Source organism: Tepidimonas sp., assembly GCF_036824975.1.
Taxonomy (GTDB): domain Bacteria; phylum Pseudomonadota; class Gammaproteobacteria; order Burkholderiales; family Burkholderiaceae_C; genus Tepidimonas.
On sequence record NZ_DAISZC010000010.1, the window covers coordinates 5,668 to 28,619 of the forward strand.

Here is a 22,952-nt window from a genome sequence, read left to right on the forward strand (position 1 = left end):
GGCCCGTGTCTCCAAGCCGAAGCGACCGGTCGCATCCCGCGGCGGCACCCTAGGCAGTGGCATCAGGTCCGGCGCCACGGCGCCAACGGTGAGCAGCACCACGTTGCAGTGCCGCCCCGGCTCCACCAGTGTCATCGTCTCGTCGCTGTGCCAAGTGACCCGGTCGTCAGGGTTGGCTACCGGGCCGGTAGCGGGCCAACAGCAGCCGCGCACACCGGTGTTAATGCCTGCCTCGACCCGAGCCGGCAGCGGCCCGAGCTGGTTGCGTGCCGACCGCCTGACGCCGATGATGGGGCCCCATCAAAGCGGACGTGCAACCCTTCTGCCCAACAGCGAGGCGTGGATACGCGCTGCCCCCGGTCTGCGCTATCCGCAGGCCTTGGTCATGCAGTGCCCGCGCATCGCCAATGCGCTGGGGGCCGTGCGCCACGACCCCGATGCGGTGCGTGCGCAGTTTGATGCGCTGTCGCACGACCAGCGCGGCGGATGGCGCGGATTTCCGCTTGACGCGCTGATGGATCTGCTGGCGCTGCGCGAGGCGCTCGTCCACGACGATCTGCCCCCGCAGGACGACGACACGACGCGGTGGGTCTCGTAGCGCAGGCCAGCCGGGCCGACAGCGCGTCAACGGCGCGGCGGCATCACCCAAGGCCTAGCTGTCCATCGCCAGCCCACCGTACGGCATTGCCTGGGTGATGGGCAACACCCGGACCGGGCATCGGCGACAATGGCAGCCATGGATCGATACGCCGTCATCGGCCACCCCGTCGGCCACAGTCTGTCACCCCGCATCCACGCGCTGTTTGCCCAGTCTACCGGGCAGCCCGTCACCTACACGGCCATCGAAGCCCCGCTGGACGGCTTTGCCGCCACCGTCGACCACTTCCGCGCGCAAGGCGGCCGGGGCGTCAACGTCACCGTGCCGTTCAAGCTGCAGGCCTGCGCCTACGCCGATGAGGTCAGCGAGCGAGCGCGCGCTGCCGGGGCGGCCAATGCGCTGGCCTTCGATGCCGACGGGCGCTGCCGCGCCGAGAACTTCGACGGCGTGGGGCTGCTGCGCGACCTGACCCACAACTTGGGACTGTCGCTGGCCGGGTGCCGGGTACTGCTGCTGGGCGCGGGAGGCGCCGCGCGCGGCGTGCTGCAGCCGCTGCTGCAGGCGCGCCCGGCGGTGCTGCTGGTGGCCAACCGCAGCGCCGACAAGGCGCACGCGCTGGTGCGCGACTTTCAGGCGCTGGGCCTGGGTGGGCCGGAACTGGCTGGCGCCGCCCTGTCCGATCTGCCCGCCGCTGGCGCCTTCGACCTCGTGATCAACGCCACCGCCGCCAGTCTGGACGCGCAGGCGCTGCCGCTGCCCCGCTCGGTCTTCGCACCCGATGGGCTGGCGTACGATATGGTGTACGGCAAAGGCCTGACGCCGTTTCTGCGCCAGGCGCGTGAGGCCGGCGTCGCCCGGCTGGCCGATGGCCTGGGCATGCTGGTCGAGCAGGCGGCCGACTCGTTCGCCTGGTGGCGCGGCATGCGTCCGGCCACCGACACGGTGATTGCGCACCTGCGCACGCCGCTGCGCTAACCTTCCGCCCCCGGCCCCATGCCCGTCATCGTGCCCAGACGCCGCATACCGAACGGTCCGCTACCCGGCCCGCAGTGGCATCGGGCTTCCCCGGCGCGCGGGGAGCCTGCTGTCCGCGCCCGTGCGGGGCGTCACCTCTTCAGTCGTCTCTGTCACACACGATGAACCAACTCGAAGCGCTCAAACGTCACACCATCGTCGTTGCCGACACCGGCGATTTTTTGCAGATGGCGCAGTATCAGCCGCGCGACGCCACCACCAACCCCTCGCTGATCCTGAAATCGGTGCTCAAAGCCGACTACGCGCCGCTGCTCGATGACGTGCTGGCGCGCCACCGCGGCCGCCCGCTGGACGAGCTGGTGGACCGGCTGCTGGTGCGTTTTGGCTGCGAGATTCTGCGCATCGTGCCCGGGCGCGTCTCCACCGAGGTGGACGCGCGGCTGAGCTTCGACACCGCGGCCACGGTAGCGCGCGCACGCCGCCTCATTGCCCTGTACGAAGCCGAGGGCGTGCCGCGCGCGCGTGTGCTGATCAAGATCGCCGCCACGTGGGAAGGCATTCGCGCTGCCGAGCTGCTCGAGCGCGAGGGCATCCACACCAACCTGACGCTGCTGTTTGCCTTCTGCCAGGCGGTGGCTTGCGCTGACGCCGGTGTGCGCCTGATCTCGCCGTTCGTCGGCCGCATCTACGACTGGCACAAGGCGCGCGCCGGGACGCAGTGGGACGAGGCCGCGATGGCCGGCCCCAACGACCCGGGCGTGCAGTCCGTCACCCGCATCTGGACCTACTACAAACGCCACGGCATCGCCACCGAGGTGATGGGGGCGAGTTTTCGCAATACGGGGCAGATTCTGGCGCTGAGTGGCTGCGACCTGCTGACCATCAGCCCGGAACTGCTGGGCCAGCTGGCAGCCACGCCAGGGGACGCACCGCCGCGGCTGACCCTAGACGCCGCCGCCCGCGCCGACCTACCCGAACAGCACTACCGCAGCGGCGACGAAGCAGCGTTTCGCCACGCGCTCAACGAAGACGCCATGGCCACCGAAAAGCTGGCCGAAGGCATCCGCCTGTTCTGCGCCGATGCGCACCGGCTCGATGCCCTGCTGCAAGGGCGCTGATGCGCATGCGCCCGCCCCTTGCCTGCCGCTGTCGCCCACCGGGCCGCCACTTTGTGCACCGCACAGGCAGCGCTGCAGGCATGGGACACACACCCCCGTCGTTCTGCCATCCTGGACGCTTGCCCGGGCGCAGCACTCGTCACGTAACCCCCTCAGGAGCATGCCCATGTCAACGCTGGTTGTGCATCATCTGGAACACTCCCGCTCGCAGCGCGTGCTGTGGCTGCTCGAGGAACTGGGGGTGCCGTACGAGCTGCGCACCTACCGGCGCGACCCGCGCACCCGACTGGCACCGCCGGAGCTCAAGGCCGTTCATCCGCTGGGCAAGTCGCCCGTCATCACCCACGGCGACATCACGGTGGCCGAATCAGGTGCCATCCTAGAGTACCTGGTGCAGACCTTTCCCCCGCCGTCCGACGGCGAACTGGCCGCGCTGCTGCCAGCGCCTGGCAGCGCCGCGCACCGCGACAACCGCTTCTGGCTGCACTTTGCCGAAGGATCGCTGATGAACTGGGTGGTGATGCAGCTGGTCTTCGTCAGCATCCCCCGGCAGCGCATGCCTTTCTTTGCGCGCCCCATTGCGCGCGCCATCAGCCAACAGGTCATGCAGCGCTTCATCCAGCCCAATATCGACGGCGCGCTGAACTGGATTGAGCGTACGCTGGCCGATGGCCGCCCGTGGCTGACCGGAGCGCAGCTGGCCTTGGCTGACATCCAGATGAGCTTTGCCATCGAAGCGGTGTTTGCACTGGGCGGTGCGGCGCTGCCGGCGCGCTACCCCGCCACGCAGGCTTGGCGCCAGCGCTATCGCGCGCGAGCGGCCTATCAGCGCGCGCTTGCCAAAGGGGGGCCTGAAATCATGAATCTGTCGTGACGGCAGCGGCGCGCCGGTCTGCGCTACAGTGTCGGCTTTGATCGCAGCGCCTGCGACTGATGCCCATGTCCGGATCCGAGACTCTGCCCCCCATCCCGCCCAAACGCTACTTCACCATCGGCGAAGTCAGCGAGCTGTGCGGTGTCAAGCCGCACGTGCTGCGCTATTGGGAACAGGAATTTACCCAGCTGCGCCCGATGAAGCGGCGCGGCAACCGCCGCTACTACCAGCATCACGAGGTGCTGATGATCCGGCGCATCCGCGAACTGCTGTACGAGCAGGGCTTCACCATTCATGGCGCGCGCAACCGCCTGGCCGAATGGGTGCAGCAGGACCGCCAGCTGCGCCACGACAGTGCGCCCACGTCGGGGCCGGCCGACGCAGATGACGACGGCGACGGCCGACCCACTCACCCCAGTGGTGACACCGCCGTCGGCCAGATCGTTCTGGCGGAAAGTCCCACCGTGACGCCCGACACCGGCGGGCGCGGCCACACCGGGCTGGACCGCGCCGCGGTACTGGCCGAGCTGCGGGCCATCCGTGCGCTGCTGGAGCCGCCGCTGCGCCCGGGCACCTGACAGAAAACCCCCTTATAATTCGAGCTCTCGGCGTGTAGCGCAGCCTGGTAGCGCACTTGCATGGGGTGCAAGGGGTCGCGAGTTCGAATCCCGCCACGCCGACCATTTTCCCCACGGGCTTGCACGAGCGATCGTGCAAGCCCTTTTTGCTGGCCTCATCCGGCCAAGATCTGCCGCAGCACGAACGGCAGGATGCCGCCGTGGCGGTAGTACTCCGCCTCGATCGGGGTGTCGATCCGACTCAGAACGGGCACCCGGTCGACGACGCCGCTGGCGCGCTCAATCACCAGCATCAACGTCTGCTGCGGCTGCAGCGCCTGCACCCCCTCGATGGCGAAGGTTTCGCTGCCATCGATGCCCAGGCGCTGCCAGGAGTCCTCACCCATGAACTGCAGCGGCAGCACGCCCATGCCCACCAGGTTGGCGCGGTGGATGCGCTCGAAGCTGCGCGCCACCACGGCGCGCACACCCAGCAACGCTGTGCCCTTGGCGGCCCAGTCGCGCGAGCTGCCGGTGCCGTACTCCTCGCCCGCAAACACCAGCGTCGGCACACCGCGCTGCTGATAGTGCTGGGCAGCGTCGAACACGCTCATCCGCTCGCCATCCACCAGCGTGAGGCCACCTTCGACCCGGCTGCCGTCAGGGCGCGGCGGAATCATCAAATTTTTCAGCCGCACGTTGGCGAACGTGCCGCGGATCATGACCTCATGGTGCCCGCGCCGCGCGCCGTAGCTGTTGAAGTCGGCCTTCGGCACCCCGTGCGCCAGCAGCCACTGTCCTGCCGGGGACTGCGCGGCGATGGCCCCTGCGGGCGAGATGTGGTCGGTGGTAACCGAATCGCCCAGCAGCAACAGCGCCTTGGCGCCGACGATAGGCGGCTGCGGCGCAGGCGTCAGCGCAAAGGCATCGAAAAACGGCGGCCTTGCGATGTAAGTGGAGTCAGGCCAGTCGTACACCTGCCCTTCGGCGCTGGGCACCTGCTGCCACAGCGCGTTGTCGGCGCCCACGTCGCGGTAGATGCGCTCGAAAGTGGCCGGATCGAGCGCATACGGCAGCGCAGCGTGGATCTCGTCGCTGCTGGGCCACAGGTCTTTCAGGTACACCGGCTGGCCTGTGGCGTCGATGCCAAGGGGCTCGCGCGCGAAGTCGATGGTGACGCGCCCGGCCAGCGCAAATGCCACCACCAGCGGCGGCGAGGCCAGGAAGTTGGCGCGCACGCTGGGGTGAATGCGCGCCTCGAAATTGCGGTTGCCCGACAACACCGCCGCCACCACCAGGCCCTCGCGCTGGATGGCCTCGTTGAGCTCGGCGGCCAGATCGCCCGCGTTGCCGATACAGGTGGTGCAGCCGTAGCCCGCCACCGCAAAGCCCAGTTCGGCCAGCGGCTGCAGCAGCCCCGCGCGCTGCAGGTATTCGGCGACGACGCGCGAGCCCGGCGCCAGCGACGTCTTGATATGCGGCGCCACCCGCAGGCCGCGCGCCACCGCCTTTTGCGCCAGCAGGCCCGCGGCCACCAGCACCGCCGGGTTGCTGGTGTTGGTGCAGGAGGTGATGGCGGCAATGAGCACGTCGCCGTGCCCCACGGTGGTGGCATGCCGCTGCGCCAGCGGCCGTCCACTCGCGTCCAGGCGGCCGGCCGCGCCCAGGTCGATCGACACCGGCACCCGCTTGGCGTGGGCCTCTTTGGGAATCCCAAACCCGTTGTTGGCTACTGGCGTGCCCAGCAGCGCACCAAAGGTGGCCTTGAGCTGCGCCAGCGCGATGCGGTCCTGCGGCCGTTTCGGTCCCGCCACAGAGGGCTCGACGGTGGACAGATCCAGCCGCAGCACCTGGCTGTAGTCGATGTCGCCCGCGCGCGGCACGCCAAACAGGCCCTGGGCGCGGAAATACGCCTCAAAGGCGGTCACTTCGTCGGCTGTGCGGCCGGTGCGCTGCAGATAGCGCACCGTCTGCTCATCAACGGGAAAAAAACCCATCGTCGCGCCGTATTCGGGTGCCATGTTGGCCAGCGTCGCGCGATCGGGCACCGACAGGGTCGCCGCCCCGTCGCCAAAGAACTCGACGAACTTGCCCACCACCCCGGCGCGGCGCAGCAGCTCAGTGATGGTCAGTACCAGATCGGTAGCCGTCACCCCCTCGGGCAGTCGCCCGGTCAGCTCCACGCCCACCACGTCTGGCGTCAGCACATACACCGGCTGCCCCAGCATGGCCGCTTCGGCCTCGATCCCACCCACGCCCCAGCCGACGACACCCACACCATTGATCATCGTGGTGTGGCTGTCGGTGCCGACCAGCGTGTCGGGAAACAGCTCCAGCGTGCCATCGGCCAGGGTGCGGCTGCGCACCCCCCGGAACAGGTGCTCCAGGTTGACCTGGTGCACGATGCCACTGCCCGGTGGCACCACGCGAAAGGTCTCAAACGCCTGCATGCCCCACTTCATGAACTGGTAGCGCTCGCGGTTGCGCTGGAACTCCAGCGCCATGTTGCGCTGCAGCGCCAGCGGGCTGCCGAAGGTGTCCACCTGCACCGAGTGATCGACCACCAGATCCACCGGCACCAGCGGCTCGATCACCCCGGGGTTGCGGCCCAGCGCGGCGGCGGTGCTGCGCATCGCCGCCAAGTCGCACAGCAGCGGCACACCAGTGAAGTCCTGCAGCACCACGCGCGCCACCACAAACGGGATTTCTTCGCTGCGCGGCGCGTTGGGCTGCCACTGGGCCAACGCCTGCACGTGCCGCGGCTCGACCCGCTGGCCGTCGCAGTGGCGCACCAGCGCCTCCAACACGATGCGCAGCGACACCGGCAGGCGCGCAAGGCGCTCGAATCCCAACTCAAGCGCCAGCGCGGGCAACGACCACACACGGGCCCGTCGTCCCCCGGGCAGGGACAGATCGGTGGCCACATGGGCGTAGGGGTGCGTGTGCGTCATGGGCTCAGTCTCCTGCAGCGTTGCGGTGCGCGGCGGCAGGCGCAACACCACGCCGCGCTCAGCTGCCCGCCACGGTCATGTGGTCGATCAACACCGAGCCCACGGTCTTGGCCCCCAGGGTGTAGGCGTCGGCGCCGATGGTCACGATGCCGCGGAACATCTCCTTCAGGTTACCCGCAATGGTGATTTCCTGCACGGGATACGCAATGACCCCGTCTTCGACCCAGAAACCGGCGGCGCCGCGCGAGTAGTCGCCCGTGACCGGATTGACGCCCTGCCCCATCAGCTCGGTGACGAACAGGCCGCGTCCGAGCTTGCGCAGCATCGCCGACAGGTCGTCGTCGGGCTGCGTGTGGCGGCTGGTCATCAGCAAGTTGTGCGAGCCGCCGGCGTTGCCGGTGGTGCGCAACCCCAGCTTGCGCGCCGAGTAGGTGCTCAAAAAATACCCCTTGACGCAGCCGCCACTGACCACCGCACGCGCCACCGTGCGCACGCCTTCGTCGTCGAACGGCGCGCTGCCCTTGGCCCCCAGGATGTGCGGATCTTCCACGATGTCGATGTGGTCGGCAAACACTTGCCGGCCCAGGCTGTCAGGTAAAAAGGTGGTGCGCCGGTACAGGGCACCGCCGCTGACCGCCTGCACGAACGCACCCAGCAGTCCCGCGGCCAGCGGCGCCTCGAACAGCACCGGACACTCGGTGGTGGCGATCTTGCGTGGCTTCAGGCGCGCCAGCGCCCGCTCGGCGGCATAGCGGCCCACCGCTTCCGGTGAGGCCAGATCGGCCGGATTGCGCTGGCTGCTGTACCAGTAGTCGCGCTGCATGGCGTCGCCCTTGCCCGCGATGGGCGACACCGACAGGCTGTGGCGCGAGCTGGCGTAGCCGCCGGCGAAGATGCCCTGCCGGCCGCGTTCGCCGCCGCGCATGTGCTCGGCCCAGAAGTGCGATTGCTGGGCGCTGACGGCAGCGCCTTCGCTGTTGGTGATGCGGGGGCTGACCGCAAACGCCGCCGCCTCGCAGCGCAGCGCCAGCTCCATCGCCGCCTCGGGCGTGATCGGCCAGGGGTGAAACAGCTCCAGGTCGGGATAGCTGTTGGCCACGTCCACTTCGTCGGGCAGGCCGGCGGCGGGGTCCTCGGCGGTATGCCGCGCAATGTCGTAGGCTGCCTGCACCGTGCGGCGGATGGCCTGCGGTGTGAAATCGGACGTGGACGCATGGCCACGGCGCTGCCCCAGAAACACGGTGATGGCCAGCGACTTGTCGCGGTTGCGCTCGACGTTTTCCAGAGCGCCACAACGCACCGAGACGTTCAGTCCAGCGCCCTCGGACACTTCGACCACCGCATCAGCTACGCCCAACCCGCGGGCGTGCTGCAAAGCGATGTCGGCCAGTTCCTGAAACTGCTCGCGCGTGAACTGAAAGCCGTCAGGGGCTGCCGCACGCGCACGGCGGGAGGGGGGGCGTCGGGTACTCATGTGGCTGGCTATGATAGCGGTCATGCCACGCAAACCTGCCAAGGGGTACTACGTTCGCGGCCACTTCGTGGCTTATGGCAGCGAAGAGGACGCCGAACTCAGGCGTGCCGCCAAATGGGACGCGGAGTTCAGCAAGACCGACCTGAAAAAACGCAGCGCCCACCTGCAGACGGTGGGCGAGCAGTTGCTGACGTTGAAGGCGTCACTGCTGCAGCGGCTGGAGCTGCCCGATGCGCTGCTGCAGGCCGTGGCCGAGGCGCGGCGCATCGACGACTTCGAGGGGCGGCGGCGCCAGCTGCAGTATGTGGGCAAGCTGATGCGCCGGTTGGACGAGGCGCAGGTGGCGGCCATCGAGGCGGCGCTGGCCGAACAGCACCAGGGCAGCGCAGCCGAGACGCAACGCCTGCACGAGGCCGAACGCTGGCGCGAGCGACTGATTGCCGACGACGCCGCCCTGGACGCTTGGCGGGACGTGGAACCCCAGGCCGATTGGCAGCGCCTGCGCGCCCTCATCCGCCAGGCGCGCCGCGACGCCGAAGCGCGCGCCAACACCGCCCCGGGCCAAGCCCCGCGCCAAGGCCGCGCCTACCGCGAGTTGTTCCTGCATGTGCGCGCCGCGCTCGATGCGCGCGCCTCGGCATCCCCCGGCCCTGGCCCTGAGGCGTAAGCGGCAGCACCCGGCAACGCCCCCGCTACCCTGCCACGCCACCTCCGCCTGCATTCCATAAGCGACATGACGACAACACCGACCCCGTTCGACCCCGCCACCATCGGCATCGTCTCCATCAGCGACCGTGCCAGCAGCGGGGTGTATGAAGACCAAGGACTGCCTGCGCTGCGCCAGTGGCTCAGCCGTGCGCTCAAAAACCCGATCACCTTCGTTGAGCGCTTGATTCCGGATGAACGCGAGCGCATCAGCGCCACGCTCATCGAGCTGGTGGACCACTGCGGCTGTTCTTTGGTGCTGACCACCGGCGGCACCGGCCCGGCGCCGCGCGACGTCACGCCCGAGGCGACGCTGGCCGTGGCCGACCGCGAGATGCCCGGCTTTGGCGAGCAGATGCGCCAGATCAGCCTGCGCTTCGTGCCCACCGCCATCCTGTCGCGGCAGGTGGCGGTGATCCGCGGCTGCAGCCTCATCATCAACCTGCCGGGCCAGCCCAAGTCGATTGCCGAAACGCTGGAAGGCCTGAAAGACGCCGACGGTCGCCCATTGGTTCATGGTATCTTCGCCGCGGTGCCGTACTGCATCGACCTCATCGGGGGGCCGTACCTGGAGACGGATGAGACGGTCTGTGCGGCGTTCCGGCCGAAATCGGCCCAGCGTCCACCGCGCCCCTGAGAAGCGACGGACGCGGGAGGCCGTGCCGCCCGGCCGCAACCGCGTCTGCTAGGCGGGGACCGACCTCACTTGCCCACCAGCTGGTTGAGCCGATCCGCTTCAAAATGTTCGGTTTTTGCGGCTTCAGTCGGCACGCAGTCGGAGCGTTGTGCACCGGCCAGCTTCTCGATGGCCTGCCACAGCAGCGCGATCTGGTGCTCGTGCGCTGCCGCGTTGTCGATCAGCCCGCGCAGCGCCTGGCTGAGTGGGTCGTCGTTCTGCGTCACGCCGTAGGCGGAAAACCCCATGCGTGCGGCCGCCGCCTCGCGCTTTTCGTCGGCGTCGGCCACGATGATGCGCGCCGGGTTGCCCACCGCGGTGGCACCGGCCGGCACGGGCTTGGTCACCACCGCGTTGCTGCCGATCTTGGCGCCGTCGCCGACGGTGAAGCCTCCCAGCACCTTGGCTCCCGCCCCCACGATGACCCCGCGGCCCAGCGTCGGGTGCCGCTTGGCCCCCTTGTACAGCGAAGTGCCCCCCAACGTGACGCCGTGGTAGATGGTGCAGTCGTCGCCGACCTCGGCGGTCTCGCCGATGACCACCCCCATGCCGTGGTCGATGAAGACGCGCTCGCCGATGCGCGCGCCCGGGTGGATCTCGATGCCGGTGAGCCAGCGATTCCAGAGTGAGATCCAGCGCCCCAGCCACTTCAGGCCCGCGCGCCAGCACGCATGCGCCAGCCGGTGCAGCACGATGGCGTGCAGACCCGGGTAACAGGTCAGCACCTCCCAGCGCGAACGGGCAGCAGGATCACGCTCCAAAATGGCGTCGATATCGGCGATGAGGCGGCGCAGCACGGTGATCGGTAGACGGCAATCGGTAGACGGCAGTGGCGAAAACCGTCTGAGTCTAGCGCCTGCGCCCCTGCGCGGCGTCGATGACGGCGCGCGCCACCCCGCGCAGAATGTGGACTTCAGACGTGGTGGGCGCGGCGCGCAGCAGCAGTCGGCGCAGGCGCGGCATCAGCTTTTTTGGGGCCGCCGGGTTCAGAAACCCGATCGCCTGCAGCGCCTGCTCCCAATGCGCCAGCAGCCCCGACACGGCAGGCGCGTCCGCCAGCGGGTCGGCCGGCCCGCGGCGGGCTGGCAGGGCGACAGTCGCGGCGTCGTCGAACCCTCCCAGCGCCTGCCGCCACTCGTAGGCAATGAGCTGCACCGCTGCCGCCAGATTCAGCGACCCATACGCTGGTGCGGTAGGAATGCGCAGGCACACATGGCAGCGGTAGACGTCGTCGTTGGCCATGCCGTAGCGCTCCGGCCCGAACAGGAACGCCACCCCCCCGCCCGGCTGAACACGGACGCGCGGCGCCAGCGCCTCCAGGTAGGGACGCGGCGCCGCCGTCGGCGGGCCAAAATCGCGCGGCATCATCGCGGTGGCACACAGATGGCTCATGCCCTGCAGCGCCTCCTCCAGCGTCGCCACGATGCGCGCGCGCTGCAGCACATCCACCGCGCCGCTGGCGCGCTCCAGCGCTTGCGGGCGCTGCAGCACGTCGGGCCAGCGCGGGCGCACCAGCGCCCAGTCATCGAAACCCATCACCTTCAGCGCCCGCGCCACCGCCCCCACATTGCCGGCATGGCTGGGCTCGATCAGGACGAAGCGGGTCGGCACCGTTGTCGGCAAGTTGGCAACGGTGGCGGAGGGTGGACACGCGGCATCGAACGACATGGCGGGCATCGGTAGAATGGCGTATTGTCGCCGCCATCGCGCGGCCCTTTGCCGCTCTTGCCCACAACCCATGACCGCCCACCTTCACCCCATGCTCAACGTGGCCGTCAAGGCCGCCCGCGCCGCTGGTGCGCTCATCAACCGCGCCTCGCTCGATCTGGACACCGTGCGGGTCGCGGCCAAGCAGCTCAACGACTTCGTCACCGAAGTCGACCACGCCGCCGAGACCACCATCATCGACACGCTGCTGGCCGCCTACCCTGAGCACGGTATCTGGGCCGAGGAATCCGGGCGGCGCGAGGGTAAAGGCAAGGGGCGTGCGTACACCTGGATCATCGATCCGTTGGATGGCACCACCAACTTCATCCACGGTTTTCCGGTGTACTGCGTCAGCATCGCGCTGATGGTGGACGGGCGGCTGGAGCAGGCGGTAATCTACGATCCGACCCGCAACGACCTGTTTACGGCCAGCAAGGGCCGTGGGGCCTACCTGAACGAGCGGCGCATCCGCGTGGCCCGGCGCACCCAGCTGCGCGACTGCCTGCTGAGTACCGGCTTTCCGTTCCGCCCCGGCGACGCTTTCCAGACCTACCTGCAGATGCTGGGTGAGGTCATGCCGCGCGTGGCGGGCGTGCGCCGGCCCGGTTCGGCGGCGCTCGACCTCGCCTACGTCGCAGCGGGCTTCAGCGACGGCTTTTTCGAGATGGGCCTCAGCCCCTGGGACGTGGCGGCAGGGGCGCTGCTGGTCACCGAAGCCGGCGGGCTGATTGGCAATTTCACTGGCGAGGCCGACTTTCTGGAGCAACGCGAGTGCCTGGCCGCCAACCCGCGCATCTACGGTCAACTGGTGGGTATGCTGGGCAAGTACAGCCGGTTTGCCGCGCAACGCCACGACGGTACATCCGACAGGGAAGCGGCCGGGGATGCGCCTGGCGCGAACCGCAACGGCAAGGACGCCAGCGGCGACGCCCCGGGCGCAGCCGACGCCCCCTGGTGAATGGCGTTGCCATGACGAGCGCTGATGACGCGGGGGTGCCACCCGGTACCGGCGCGCCCGCTGCCCCACTGACGGCCCACACCCCCATGATCCAGCAGTGGCTGCGCATCAAGGCGCAGTACCCCACCACGCTGCTGTTTTTCCGCATGGGGGACTTCTACGAGCTGTTCTACGACGATGCCCACAAGGCCGCGCGGCTGCTGGACATCACGCTGACCACGCGCGGACAGTCGGCCGGCGCACCGGTGGTGATGGCGGGCGTTCCTGTGCACGCCGTGCAAACCTATTTGGCGCGCTTGATCCGGCTGGGCAAATCGGTGGCGATCTGCGAGCAGCTCGGCGACGTAGCCAACGCCAAGGGGCCGGTGGAGCGGCAAGTGGTGCGCATCGTCACCCCCGGCACCCTCACCGACGCGGAACTGCTGGCCGACAAGCACGACGCGGTGCTGCTGGCCCTGCACGTCGGGGCGCACCGACACTGCGGCCTGGCGTGGTGCGCCATCACCGAAGGCACGGTACACCTGGCCGAGTGCGACTGGCCACAGTTACGTGGCTGGCTGCAGCGCATCGCCCCGCGCGAAGTCCTGTACAGCGCCGACCTGCCGTCGGCGGCTGAGGCCGAGCTGCGCGAGGGGCTGGCCCCGACCAGCCTTGGCACATCAGCGGCGCTGACCGTGCGCCCAGCCTGGGTGTTCGACGCCACGCTGGGTCAGCGCAAGCTGTGCGAGCAGTTGCAGACAGCCAGCCTGGCGGCATGGGACGCCCAGGCGCTGGCTGCAGCCCAGGCCGCCGCGGCCGCGCTGCTCGACTACGCCGAGCACACCCAGGGCGCCCGCCTGGGCCACGTGCGCGCACTGCGCGTGGTGCGGCCGCAGGAGAACATCGAGCTGCCCGCCACCACACGCCGCAACCTGGAACTGACACAGACGCTGCGCGGCGAGCCCGCTCCTACCCTGCTGTCGCTGCTGGATACCTGCGCCACCAGCATGGGCAGCCGCTTGCTGCGACGCTGGCTGCTGGAGCCGCCCCGCGACCGCCGCGTCGCGCGCCAGCGCTTGGCCGCGCTGGCCGTGTTGCGCGACCAGGGCGTAGAGCCGCTGCGACAGCGCCTGCGCGGCCTCACCGACGTGGAGCGGCTGACGGCGCGCATCGCGTTGCGGCAGGTGCGCCCGCGCGAACTCAGCGGTCTGGCCCAGACCCTGCAGCGCTGCGACGCCTTGGCACAAACAGTGGCTGAGCTGGCCAGCGGCGGCGACAGCGAACTGATGACCCAGCTGGCCGAGTCGCTGCGCCCACCGCTGGCGGTGGCCGAGCAGCTCACGCGCGCCCTGCTGCCCGAGCCGGCGGCGCTGATCCGCGACGGCGGCGTCATCAACGACGGCTACGACGCCGAACTCGACGAACTGCGCGCCATCCAGGCCAACGCGGACGGCTTTTTGCTCGAGCTGGAAGCGCGCGAGCGCGCGCGCACCGGTATCGCCAACCTGCGCGTGCAGTACAACAAGGTGCACGGCTTCTACATCGAGGTCACGCAGGGCCAGCTGGACAAGGTGCCCGACGACTACCGACGCCGCCAGACGCTGAAGAACGCCGAGCGCTTCATCACCCCCGAGCTCAAAGCCTTTGAAGACAAGGCGTTGAGCGCCCAGGAGCGTGCGCTGGCGCGTGAAAAGTGGCTCTATGAACGCCTCTTGGACGATTTGCAGCCATTTGTGCCGGCGCTGGGTACCCTGGCGCGAGCGCTGGCCACGCTGGACGTGCTCGTCGCGCTGGCCGAGCGCTCGTTGACCCTGCAGTGGTGCGCGCCGCAGTTCGTGCCCGAGCCGCGCATCGAGATCCGGCAGGGCCGCCACCCGGTGGTGGAGGCACGCTTGCAGGAAACGGGCGCCGGCCCCTTCATCCCGAACGACACGGTGCTGGATGCCCGCACCCGCATGCAAATCATCACCGGCCCCAACATGGGCGGTAAATCGACCTACATGCGGCAGGTGGCACTGATCGTGCTGCTGGCCAGCATGGGCAGCTACGTGCCCGCGGCCAGCTGCCGCCTGGGGCCCATCGACGCCATCCACACCCGCATCGGCGCCGCCGACGATCTGGCCAACGCACAGTCGACCTTCATGCTGGAGATGACCGAGGCGGCGCAAATCCTGCACCACGCCAGCGAGCACAGCCTGGTGCTGATGGATGAGATTGGCCGTGGCACCTCCACCTTCGACGGACTGGCACTGGCCGCCGCCATCGCCACCCACCTGCACGACCGCGTGCGCGCCTTCACGCTGTTTGCCACCCACTACTTCGAGCTGACCGAGTTCCCCACCCGCCACCCGGGTGCGGTCAACGTCCACGTCAGTGCCGTCGAAGGCAAGGGACGCGACATCGTTTTTCTGCACCAGATCGAGCCCGGCCCCGCCAGCCGCAGCTACGGCGTGCAGGTGGCGCGCTTGGCCGGGGTGCCCGCTGCGGTGGTGCAGCAGGCGCGCCACACGCTGGCCCAGCTAGAGGCCGAAAGCGCGCGCCTGCAGCGCCAGTTCGACCTATTCGACGCCGCGCCGCCTGCACCCGAACCCACCGATCCATCCACCCCGCATCCCGCGCTGCAGGCGCTGGCCGAACTCGACCCCGACACCCTGAGCCCGCGCGAGGCGCTGGAGGCGCTATACCGCCTGCAGGCCCTGCTGCGCCCGGGCGCATGATGGCTGCCGCCGTCGCACAGAGCCCACTCGCGCGCACAGGCATGCAGCAGGCGCCGTGGTCATCCGCCGCCGCACAGACCCCACCCTGCGCGGGCGGGTGCCCAGATGCCCCGTCCTTCAGGGCCGCCTGCGCAGACACACGGCCCGCGTCCGACGGTGCTGCGCCCACGCCGCCGCCCATATCGGCCGCCGCTGCGCTTGACCTTGCGGCAACGACCGGCTGATAGAATGCACGATGAAATCAGTCACCATACTCCCCGGAGTGTATAGACGATGACCGCGACGGCATTCGACTTCGACAAGGCGCGCTTTAACATGATCGAGCAGCAGATTCGGCCGTGGGAGGTGCTCGACGCCCGTGTGCTGGCGCTGCTGAATGAACTGCGGCGCGAGGATTTTGTGCCCGAGGCCTACCGAGCGCTGGCCCTGTCGGACCTCGAGATTCCGCTGTCGCAGCCGGCGGTAGAGGGCGAATCGATGCTGGCGCCGAAAGTGGAGGCTCGCATCGTGCAGGACCTCGCCATCCGGCCCGGCGACAACATCCTGCACATTGGCACGGGTTCCGGCTACCTGGCGGCGCTGCTGGCGCGCCTGGGGCGGCAGGTGCTGTCGCTCGAGATCAACCCCCAGCTGGCGGACATGGCGCGCCGCAATCTGGCGCGTGCCGGCATCGACAACGTGCAGGTGAAGACGGCGGACGCGGCGGCCGGGCGCTTCGCCTCCTGCGCCTCCGAAGCCCCGTACGACGTGATCGTGCTGGGAGGCTCAGTGGCCGAGATCCCCGGTGACCTGCTGGAGCTGCTGCGCGTTGGCGGTCGGTTGTTCGCCGTGGTCGGCGACGACCCCATCATGCGCGCCACGCTGGTCATCCGCGGCAGTGAAGCCGGCTACCACAGCGAGCAGCCGTGGGACACCGTGATTCCGCGCCTGCGCAATTTCCCGCAACCGAGCGGCTTCCGTTTCTGAAGCGCTCCGCACTTGCCGCCCAGCGCCCCTTCGTATGGTGAATCACATCCGCCCCGCGCAGCTGGCCGCATGGCTGCGGCAGTGCCGCGCCGACCATCCCGAGGCTGAACCAATCGTGCTGGACGTGCGCGAGCCCTGGGAGGTACAAACCGCCAGCATCCGCCCCGACGGCTTCGAGCTGCGCCACGTGCCCATGGCAACCCTGCCGATGCGGCTGTCCGAACTGCCGCGCGAGCGCCCCATCGCCTGTCTGTGCCATCACGGTGGACGCAGTGCCCAGGTGGCGTACTACCTGCAGCGTCAGGGTTATGACAACGTCGTCAACATCGCCGGCGGCATTCACGCGTGGGCGATGGAGCTCGATCCCAGTGTGCCACAGTACTGAGCGGGGACACGGGCGTGCACGCCAGCGCGGATCGCAATATACTCCCGCAGGTATCAAAACAGGGTAACGGATGATGAAGCGTTCCGCTTATTCCTCTTCAACAGTCCACCTGTGGCCACGCTTGTGGCCGCGCGCCGTACGCGCTGCCGCCCTGGCCGCGAGCGTGTGGATGCTGCAGACCGGCGCGGCCCAGGCACAAAGCCTGCAGACGCTGCTGGAAGCGGCCCGTGCCTATGACGCCAGCTGGCTGGCGGCCAAGGCCCAGTTCGACGCCAGCCGTGCCCGCGCCGAACAGGCGCGCGCGCGCGTGCTGCCCACGGTAGGCCTGTCGGCCGAGGCGTTCCTCAACCGCCGCGACAGCTCGGTCAACGTGCTCGACGATACCTTCAACAACCAGACCGTACGTCTGGGCGCCAGCCACCCGCTGTACCGGCCCGGCAACTCGCTCGAGGTGGAACAGGCCGAGCGCTCGCTGCAAGCGGCGCAGGCACAACTCGACGCCGCCGAGCAGGACCTGATCGTGCGCGTCGCACAGGCCTATTTCGACGTGCTGACGGCGCAGGACACGCTGACCTTCGTGCGCGCACAGAAAGCCGCTGTCGAGCAGCAGCTGGCGGCGGCCAAGCGCAACTTCGAGGTCGGCACCGCCACCATCACCGACACGCGCGAGGCGCAGGCGCGCTTCGACCTCGTGCTGGCGCAAGAGATCGCCGCCGAAAACGATCTGCGCGTCAAGCGCCTCGCGCTGGACCAGCTGGTCGGCCGCAGCGGCACCGATCCCTGGCCACTCAAAGCCGCCGCTGCGTTGCCCTCCCCGGCCAGCGAAGCTCTCGACACCTGGGTACAGCGCGCGCTGCAACAACACCCCGCCGTGCGCGGCGCGCAGGCGGCGCTCGACATCGCACGGCTGGAGGTGCGCAAGGCACAGGCCGCCAAAGGGCCGACGCTGGATGCGGTGGCGCAGCTGCAGTGGGCGCGAGCGCCCGGCCAGCAGCCACCGTTCCCTTACGTGCGCAACCAGGTGGCCAGTATCGGCGTGCAGTTCAATCTGCCACTGTACACCGGTGGCGCACTGGATAACCGCATCAAGGAGGCGGTGGCGCTGGAAGACAAGGCCCGCAATGACGTTGAAGGTGCGCTGCGCCAGGTTGCGCAGGCCACGCGGGCGGCGTATCTGGGGGTGCAATCGGGCTTGGGCCAAGTGCGGGCGCTGGAAGCGGCCGAAGCCTCCAGCCAGAGTGCGCTGGAGGCCAACCAGCTCGGCTACCAAGTGGGGGTACGCATCAACATCGACGTGCTCAACGCGCAAAGCCAGCTGTTCCAGACCAAGGCACAACTGGCCAAGGCGCGCTACGACGTGCTGGTGGGCAACCTGCGTCTGCGACAGGCCGCTGGTGTGCTGACGAACGAGGACGTGCAGCCGATCAACGCGCTGCTGCAGCCGCGCTAAGACGGGCGGAGGCGTTCAGTCCGGCGACAGGCTGTGGCCCGGTGCCGGTTCCCGCTCGGCCCACACCCGCAGCACCGCCTCGGCACAGCGCTGGGCAGCGCCGCCATGGGCGGCCAGCAGCGCGGCGCACGCCTGCCGGGCTGCTGCCAGCGCCGGCGGATCGGCCAGCCACTGCATGGCGTGCGCCACGCCAGCTTCGATGTCGTGTGCGCGCCGGGCGGCCCCGGCTTCGATCGCCGCTTCGGCCGCGAACGCGAAATTGAAGGTATGCGGCCCCACCACCACAGGGCAGTCGCACGCTGCGGCCTCGATCAAATTTTGGCCACCATAGGGACCGAAGCTGCCGCCTAACAATGCGGCGTCGGCCAGTCCATAATACCAGGGCATCTCGCCCACACTGTCGCCCAGCAGCACATCCGCCTGTGCATACGGCTCGGGCCAGTGCGCCGGTGCGTGCAACGCGCCCAGCGCCGAGCGCCGCACCACGCGCCACCCCTGCTGCCGCAGCGCCGCTTCGACGGCGTCGAAGCGCTGCGGATGACGGGGCACCACCAGCCACAGGGGACGCACCGGCGCTGGGCCCGCCTGCACGACGAATGCAGCCTCACCGCCGCCAGTCCGAGCTTGGGCTGAGGGCAGCGGATCTGGTACCCGGCAGTTGGCGGCCGACGCATCGCTGACCCGCCAGCGCCGCCACGCGGCGCTCCAGGCCAGTTCTTCGCCGTCGCGGCTGCTGGCCAGCATCAAGATCGGGCGCCCTTTCGGGCTGCAGGCCGACGCGGTGCGGGCACGCCACGCCACGCGCCACGCCTGCCCCAGCGCCCAGGGCGGTGGATGCCACGGCACGTCGAACTTGACGTTGCCGATCACGCCCCCAGCGGGCGGCTCCACCGGCGCGCCCAGCGCACGCAGGCGCTCGGCATCGGCAACGGTCTGCGCCCACACGCCGGCCAGACGCCGGTAGGCCGGACGCGCCAGCCAGGCCAGCCGCTGCGCGCGCTGCGCCGAGCGCACATGCAGCCGCGCATTGACCAGCAACAGCGGTACCCCAGCGCGCGCGCAGGCGTCGGTGAGCACCGGCCAGACTTCAGTTTCCATCAGCACGCCCACGCGCGGCCTGAAGTGCGCCAGAAAGCGCGCCACCGGCCCCGGCGCGTCCCAGGGCAGCCACACCTGCGCGTCGCCCGGGCGCAGGTGGCGTTGCCCTTCGGCGCGGCCGGTCGCGGTGCCATGCGTCCAGAGAATGCGGATGTCGGGCCGACGCTCGCGCAGTCGATTCACCCACAGGGCAGCGGCGCGGGTCTCGCCTAGCGAGACGGCGTGCACCCACAGCCAGTCCGATGACGGTGGGCTGCAATAGCGGCCAAAGCGTTCTTCAACCGCCTCCCGATAGCCCGGTTCCTGAGCACCCCGGCGCGCCAGCTTCAGGCGCAGCAGCGGCTGCAGTGCGGTGGTCAACGCGCCGTACCCCGCCAGCGCCATTCGCTCAGGCCCCCGCAGGGCCGCGGAGCAGGGGGTAGCCACAGCGGTCACGACGCCCAAAGCCGCTCGTACACCGCACCGATGCCGTCGGCTTCTTGCTGCAGCGAAAAGTGAGCAGCAACACGCGCGCGCGCCGCCTGCCCCATGCGCAGCGCGGCTTCGGGGTCGGCCAGCACGCGCTGCAGCGCCTGCGCCAGGGCGGCAGCGTCCCCGGCATCCACCAGTTCGCCGTTGATGCCCGGTTGCACCAGCTGCTCGAACGCCCCCGTGCGTGAACAAATCACCGCACAACCGGCCGCTGCGGCCTCAAACGGCGTCAGGCCGAACGGCTCGTAGCGCGGGCAGGCCACACAAACCAGGCAGCGCTGGTACCAGCGGTGCACCTCGGCCGCCGGCACCTCGCCCAAAAAGCGGATGCGCTCGCTCAGGCCCGCGGCGTCGATGCGCGCCTGCAGCGCGCGCTGATAGGCCTGGTGCTGCGGCTGCGCCAGCCCGGCAATCACCGCCGTCACGTCTGGCAGATGCGGCAGCGCGGCGATCATCGCTTCGACAAAAACGTCAGTACCCTTGTCCGGACGCACGCGGCCGAACACCCCCACCCCCCAGCGCCCCGGCAGCCCGCTGTCGGCCCAAGCATGGCGCTTGTCCGGCGGCGGCTCAAAGCGCTGCAGGTCGATGCCGTGCGGCACGATGGCGGTGGTGTTGGGCACGAAGCTGGCCGCCTTGGGCGTGGTGGCGATCACCGCGTCCATGCGACTGATCAGCCAGCGCGGAAACCAGCCGTGCCGATGCTGCGCCGCCGACGTAAACACCAGCCGAATCGGCAACCGAAGCACGTCGCGCGCCCAGATACCGGCGGCCATTTCGTGGTCACGGCGCACATGCCAGATGCGAAATGGCCGCCCGGCGGGCGCGCGGCGCGACAGCGCGATGGCCTCGCGCAGCGTCAGGCCCGGCATGCCATGCGGCAGTGGCGTGCCGCAGTAGGCCAGGCGCCACTGGCGGGCCTGGACGGGCACCAGCGCGTTGACCGTAGCCGATACCCCAGTGTAGCGCCGCTTCAAATTAAAGACGATGACCTCCGGATCCGGATCGGTCCGCAACACGCCACAGCGCCCCTGCGCGGCAGCGGCATGGTCTCCAGCCTGGCCCGTGGGAGGGCTCCGTCCCTGCGCGCAAGCCATGACGGCCCAGGTCCCGCCGTCGGGGCCGTGCCGCTCCTGCAGTCCGGAGGGGACCGTCACACGGACCATCAATGCCCTCCCTGCGCAACAACCGCGTCGGGCTTGACGCGGCGCAACAGCGCCAGCAGCTCGGCTTCGATGCGCGCCAGCGCCTCGGGGGTGTGGCCCTCGAAGCGCAGCACCAGTACCGGCGTGGTGTTGGAGGCGCGGATCAGCCCAAAGCCATCGGGCCAGTCCACGCGCAGGCCATCCACCGTGCTGACCTCGGCCGGTGGGTCGAAACGGGCCACGCGCTGCAACTCGGCCACCACGCGGTGCGGCTCCCCCTCGGCGCACGCCACATTGAGTTCCGGCGTTGCGTAGCTGCTGGGCAACGCCTCCAGCACCGCGCCGGGGTCGTCGTGGCGGCTCAGAATCTCCAACAGGCGCGCTCCCGCGTAGCTGCCGTCGTCAAAACCGTACCAGCGCTCCTGAAAGAACAGGTGCCCGCTCATCTCGCCGCCCAGCGGCGCGCCCACTTCACGCATCTTGGCCTTGACCAGCGAATGCCCGGTTCGGTACATCAGCGGCACGCCCCCGGCAGCGCGGATGGCCGGCGCCAGCCGCTGGCTGCACTTGACGTCGTACACGATGGTGCCCCCGGGCACGCGCGTCAGCACGTCGGCGGCCAGCAGCATCAGCTGCCGGTCGGGAAAAATATTCTGCCCGCTGGGGGTGACGACACCGAGGCGGTCACCGTCGCCATCGAACGCAAAGCCCAAGTCGGCGCCGGTGCGCTGCAGTGCAGCGATGAGGTCGCGCAGGTTCTCGGGCTTGGAGGGGTCGGGGTGGTGGTGGGGAAACTCGCCGTCCACCTCGCCATACAGCACGGTAACGTCGCAGCCCAGGGCGCGAAACAGCGCCGGGGCACTGGCGCCGGTGACCCCGTTGCCGCAGTCGATGACGAGCTTCAGCGGTCGCGCCAGCCGCACATCGCCCACGACGCGCGCGATGTACTCGGGCAGGATGTCGAGGGTCTGCACCCGCCCCCGCTGGGTCTGGGCGGCCGCCGCTCCCTGCGTCGCCTCCATCGCCAGCCGCAGCGCCTGGATCTCGTCACCGTAGATGGCCCGCCCCGCCAGCACCATCTTGAAGCCGTTGTGCTGTTTGGGGTTGTGGCTGCCGGTGACCTGGATGCCGCTGCGGCAATGGGTGGCGGCGGCGTAGTAGAGCATGGGCGTGGTGACCATGCCCACATCCAGCACGTCCACCCCGGCGCTGGCCAGCCCGTCGATCAGCGCCGCCGCCAACATGGGGCTGCTCAGGCGCCCGTCGCGGCCCACCGCCACCACCGCCTCGCCCAGGGCGCGCGCACGCTGCCCAAAGGCCACCCCCAGCGCAAACGCAAAACGCTCATCAATCACATCGGGGACCACGCCGCGGATGTCGTAAGCCTTGAACGCGTGGGGGGCAAAGGTCGGGGAAGCGACAGTCGTTTGCATGGCAATGGCGCAGATGCGTAACGTGTGTGACAGCGGACGAGTCCGCATTGTAGAAGGCGGCTATGATCGGCGGCCTGGGTGCTTGTTCGCCCCATCGCCGGCCCCACGCTTCGGTCTGCGGCGGCGCGCTGGCCAACCCCCCTCGGCGGCAGACCAGCGACACGATGGGCGACCGTGTGGGCTGGGGCGCTGCGGTGTACGGACACTGGGGCACACGCCTTGCGTGCCAACCGCTCGCGGGCCCGGTGTCCTGGCACCGGTGCCCACCGCCCTCGTACGAGCCCGACCCCGGCGCCCACCACCGGTGGTGGTCGGGTTGTCTTTTGACCTCGGTTTTGGATCGCTGGCATGTCCCCCCGACTCGTGGCGGAATTCGTCTTTCTCGCGTCCCTGTGGGGCGCATCGTTTCTGTTCATGCGCCAGGCGGCGCTGGAGCTGGGCCCGCTGGCCACCGCCGGCGTGCGGGTGGCCGTGGCCAGCGCGGTGCTGCTGCCGCTGCTCGTGCTCAGCGGGCACTGGGCGGCGTTTCGCGCCCGCGCCGGCCGCATCCTGTTCGTGGGACTGCTCAACTCGGGTATCCCGTTCGGCCTGTTCGCCTATGCGGTGCTGTCGATCAGCACCGGGCTGACGGCGATCCTCAACGCCACGGTGCCGCTGTTTGGCGCTGTCGTCGCCTGGCTGTGGCTGGGCGAGCGCCCCGGGCGCTGGCGCGCGG

Annotated in this window: 20 protein-coding genes and 1 tRNA gene; 14 read left to right on the plus strand and 7 right to left on the minus strand. The window is 69.5% G+C overall.

The window, feature by feature from the left end; all coding sequences use genetic code 11:
* Positions 1 to 223 precede the first annotated feature (223 nt).
* The 6 genes from V7Z54_RS02300 (at position 224) to V7Z54_RS02325 (ending at position 4,248) form a co-directional block, all read left to right on the plus strand.
* A complete protein-coding gene (locus tag V7Z54_RS02300; protein WP_334134060.1) occupies positions 224 to 598 on the plus strand; it encodes a hypothetical protein in 375 nt (124 codons plus the stop codon).
* Between the two features lie 138 nt (positions 599 to 736).
* Positions 737 to 1,573: a shikimate dehydrogenase gene (aroE, locus tag V7Z54_RS02305; protein WP_334134061.1), complete on the plus strand. Its 837-nt coding sequence runs from the start codon at positions 737 to 739 to the stop codon at positions 1,571 to 1,573.
* Positions 1,574 to 1,734: 161 nt separating this feature from the next.
* Entirely contained in the window at positions 1,735 to 2,691 is a 957-nt protein-coding gene (gene tal / locus V7Z54_RS02310) for a transaldolase (protein ID WP_334134063.1), read from the plus strand.
* 166 nt (positions 2,692 to 2,857) lie between these two features.
* Positions 2,858 to 3,565, plus strand: a complete 708-nt coding sequence (locus V7Z54_RS02315; protein WP_334134065.1) for a glutathione S-transferase family protein — start codon at positions 2,858 to 2,860, stop codon at positions 3,563 to 3,565.
* Between the two features lie 65 nt (positions 3,566 to 3,630).
* Positions 3,631 to 4,143, plus strand: coding sequence for a MerR family transcriptional regulator (locus V7Z54_RS02320; protein WP_334134066.1), 513 nt, complete (start codon positions 3,631 to 3,633; stop codon positions 4,141 to 4,143).
* Positions 4,144 to 4,171: 28 nt separating this feature from the next.
* Positions 4,172 to 4,248, plus strand: a tRNA-Pro gene (locus V7Z54_RS02325).
* Positions 4,249 to 4,298: 50 nt separating this feature from the next.
* Here the strand turns inward: V7Z54_RS02325 and acnA are convergent.
* Both acnA and pmbA read right to left on the minus strand, forming a co-directional pair.
* Complete coding sequence (acnA, locus tag V7Z54_RS02330) at positions 4,299 to 7,073, minus strand: aconitate hydratase AcnA (RefSeq protein WP_334134067.1); 2,775 nt, start codon at positions 7,071 to 7,073, stop codon at positions 4,299 to 4,301.
* Positions 7,074 to 7,131: 58 nt separating this feature from the next.
* Complete coding sequence (gene pmbA / locus V7Z54_RS02335; RefSeq protein WP_334134095.1) at positions 7,132 to 8,547, minus strand: metalloprotease PmbA; 1,416 nt, start codon at positions 8,545 to 8,547, stop codon at positions 7,132 to 7,134.
* A gap of 22 nt (positions 8,548 to 8,569) precedes the next feature.
* Here pmbA and yjgA point away from each other — a divergent pair, with 22 nt between their 5' ends.
* On the plus strand, positions 8,570 to 9,214 hold the full coding sequence (yjgA, locus tag V7Z54_RS02340; RefSeq protein WP_334134068.1) for a ribosome biogenesis factor YjgA: 645 nt from the start codon (positions 8,570 to 8,572) through the stop codon (positions 9,212 to 9,214).
* 66 nt (positions 9,215 to 9,280) lie between these two features.
* Positions 9,281 to 9,889 (plus strand): molybdopterin adenylyltransferase, encoded by a 609-nt coding sequence (gene mog, locus V7Z54_RS02345; protein WP_334134069.1) that lies wholly within the window; start codon positions 9,281 to 9,283, stop codon positions 9,887 to 9,889.
* 65 nt (positions 9,890 to 9,954) lie between these two features.
* On the opposite strand, the gene cysE is transcribed toward mog, so the two are convergent.
* Positions 9,955 to 10,725: a serine O-acetyltransferase gene (gene cysE, locus V7Z54_RS02350; RefSeq protein ID WP_334134070.1), complete on the minus strand. Its 771-nt coding sequence runs from the start codon at positions 10,723 to 10,725 to the stop codon at positions 9,955 to 9,957.
* Positions 10,726 to 10,777: 52 nt separating this feature from the next.
* Positions 10,778 to 11,539: an RNA methyltransferase gene (locus tag V7Z54_RS02355; RefSeq protein WP_334134097.1), complete on the minus strand. Its 762-nt coding sequence runs from the start codon at positions 11,537 to 11,539 to the stop codon at positions 10,778 to 10,780.
* Between the two features lie 127 nt (positions 11,540 to 11,666).
* Here V7Z54_RS02355 and V7Z54_RS02360 point away from each other — a divergent pair, with 127 nt between their 5' ends.
* The 5 genes from V7Z54_RS02360 (at position 11,667) to V7Z54_RS02380 (ending at position 18,090) form a co-directional block, all read left to right on the plus strand.
* Entirely contained in the window at positions 11,667 to 12,593 is a 927-nt protein-coding gene (locus V7Z54_RS02360; protein ID WP_334134071.1) for an inositol monophosphatase family protein, read from the plus strand.
* 11 nt (positions 12,594 to 12,604) lie between these two features.
* Entirely contained in the window at positions 12,605 to 15,289 is a 2,685-nt protein-coding gene (gene mutS, locus V7Z54_RS02365) for a DNA mismatch repair protein MutS (RefSeq protein ID WP_443082407.1), read from the plus strand.
* Positions 15,290 to 15,562: 273 nt separating this feature from the next.
* A complete protein-coding gene (locus tag V7Z54_RS02370) occupies positions 15,563 to 16,255 on the plus strand; it encodes a protein-L-isoaspartate O-methyltransferase family protein (protein WP_334134072.1) in 693 nt (230 codons plus the stop codon).
* A 34-nt stretch (positions 16,256 to 16,289) separates the two neighbouring features.
* The gene (locus tag V7Z54_RS02375; RefSeq protein ID WP_334134074.1) at positions 16,290 to 16,640 is read left to right on the plus strand and encodes a rhodanese-like domain-containing protein; all 351 of its coding nucleotides are present in this window, start codon (positions 16,290 to 16,292) and stop codon (positions 16,638 to 16,640) included.
* A gap of 73 nt (positions 16,641 to 16,713) precedes the next feature.
* The gene (locus tag V7Z54_RS02380; protein ID WP_443082408.1) at positions 16,714 to 18,090 is read left to right on the plus strand and encodes a TolC family outer membrane protein; all 1,377 of its coding nucleotides are present in this window, start codon (positions 16,714 to 16,716) and stop codon (positions 18,088 to 18,090) included.
* Between the two features lie 15 nt (positions 18,091 to 18,105).
* Here V7Z54_RS02380 and V7Z54_RS02385 read toward each other — a convergent pair whose 3' ends face one another.
* From V7Z54_RS02385 to V7Z54_RS02395, 3 genes are all read right to left on the minus strand, one after another.
* Complete coding sequence (locus tag V7Z54_RS02385; protein ID WP_334134076.1) at positions 18,106 to 19,572, minus strand: 3-deoxy-D-manno-octulosonic acid transferase; 1,467 nt, start codon at positions 19,570 to 19,572, stop codon at positions 18,106 to 18,108.
* 47 nt (positions 19,573 to 19,619) lie between these two features.
* Positions 19,620 to 20,678 (minus strand): glycosyltransferase family 4 protein, encoded by a 1,059-nt coding sequence (locus V7Z54_RS02390; RefSeq protein WP_334134078.1) that lies wholly within the window; start codon positions 20,676 to 20,678, stop codon positions 19,620 to 19,622.
* A gap of 146 nt (positions 20,679 to 20,824) precedes the next feature.
* Entirely contained in the window at positions 20,825 to 22,237 is a 1,413-nt protein-coding gene (locus V7Z54_RS02395) for a phosphomannomutase/phosphoglucomutase (protein WP_334134080.1), read from the minus strand.
* A gap of 348 nt (positions 22,238 to 22,585) precedes the next feature.
* On the opposite strand from V7Z54_RS02395, the gene V7Z54_RS02400 reads away from it, so the two are divergent.
* On the plus strand, positions 22,586 to 22,952 hold a 367-nt coding region (locus tag V7Z54_RS02400), incomplete at its 3' end, for a DMT family transporter (RefSeq protein ID WP_334134082.1).

Bases quoted from the DNA above. Each gene is read 5' to 3' on its own strand.
- V7Z54_RS02385 (WP_334134076.1), bottom strand. From the start codon at position 19,572: ATGGCGCTGGCGGGGTACGGCGCGTTGACCACCGCACTGCAGCCGCTG.
- V7Z54_RS02300 (WP_334134060.1), top strand. From the start codon at position 224: ATGCCTGCCTCGACCCGAGCCGGCAGCGGCCCGAGCTGGTTGCGTGCC.
- yjgA (WP_334134068.1), top strand. From the start codon at position 8,570: ATGCCACGCAAACCTGCCAAGGGGTACTACGTTCGCGGCCACTTCGTG.
- mog (WP_334134069.1), top strand. From the start codon at position 9,281: ATGACGACAACACCGACCCCGTTCGACCCCGCCACCATCGGCATCGTC.
- V7Z54_RS02315 (WP_334134065.1), top strand. From the start codon at position 2,858: ATGTCAACGCTGGTTGTGCATCATCTGGAACACTCCCGCTCGCAGCGC.
- pmbA (WP_334134095.1), bottom strand. From the start codon at position 8,547: ATGAGTACCCGACGCCCCCCCTCCCGCCGTGCGCGTGCGGCAGCCCCT.
- V7Z54_RS02370 (WP_334134072.1), top strand. From the start codon at position 15,563: ATGACCGCGACGGCATTCGACTTCGACAAGGCGCGCTTTAACATGATC.
- mutS (WP_443082407.1), top strand. From the start codon at position 12,605: ATGACGAGCGCTGATGACGCGGGGGTGCCACCCGGTACCGGCGCGCCC.
- V7Z54_RS02320 (WP_334134066.1), top strand. From the start codon at position 3,631: ATGTCCGGATCCGAGACTCTGCCCCCCATCCCGCCCAAACGCTACTTC.
- V7Z54_RS02360 (WP_334134071.1), top strand. From the start codon at position 11,667: ATGACCGCCCACCTTCACCCCATGCTCAACGTGGCCGTCAAGGCCGCC.
- V7Z54_RS02375 (WP_334134074.1), top strand. From the start codon at position 16,290: ATGGTGAATCACATCCGCCCCGCGCAGCTGGCCGCATGGCTGCGGCAG.
- tal (WP_334134063.1), top strand. From the start codon at position 1,735: ATGAACCAACTCGAAGCGCTCAAACGTCACACCATCGTCGTTGCCGAC.
- V7Z54_RS02380 (WP_443082408.1), top strand. From the start codon at position 16,714: ATGAAGCGTTCCGCTTATTCCTCTTCAACAGTCCACCTGTGGCCACGC.
- V7Z54_RS02395 (WP_334134080.1), bottom strand. From the start codon at position 22,237: ATGCAAACGACTGTCGCTTCCCCGACCTTTGCCCCCCACGCGTTCAAG.
- aroE (WP_334134061.1), top strand. From the start codon at position 737: ATGGATCGATACGCCGTCATCGGCCACCCCGTCGGCCACAGTCTGTCA.
- acnA (WP_334134067.1), bottom strand. From the start codon at position 7,073: ATGACGCACACGCACCCCTACGCCCATGTGGCCACCGATCTGTCCCTG.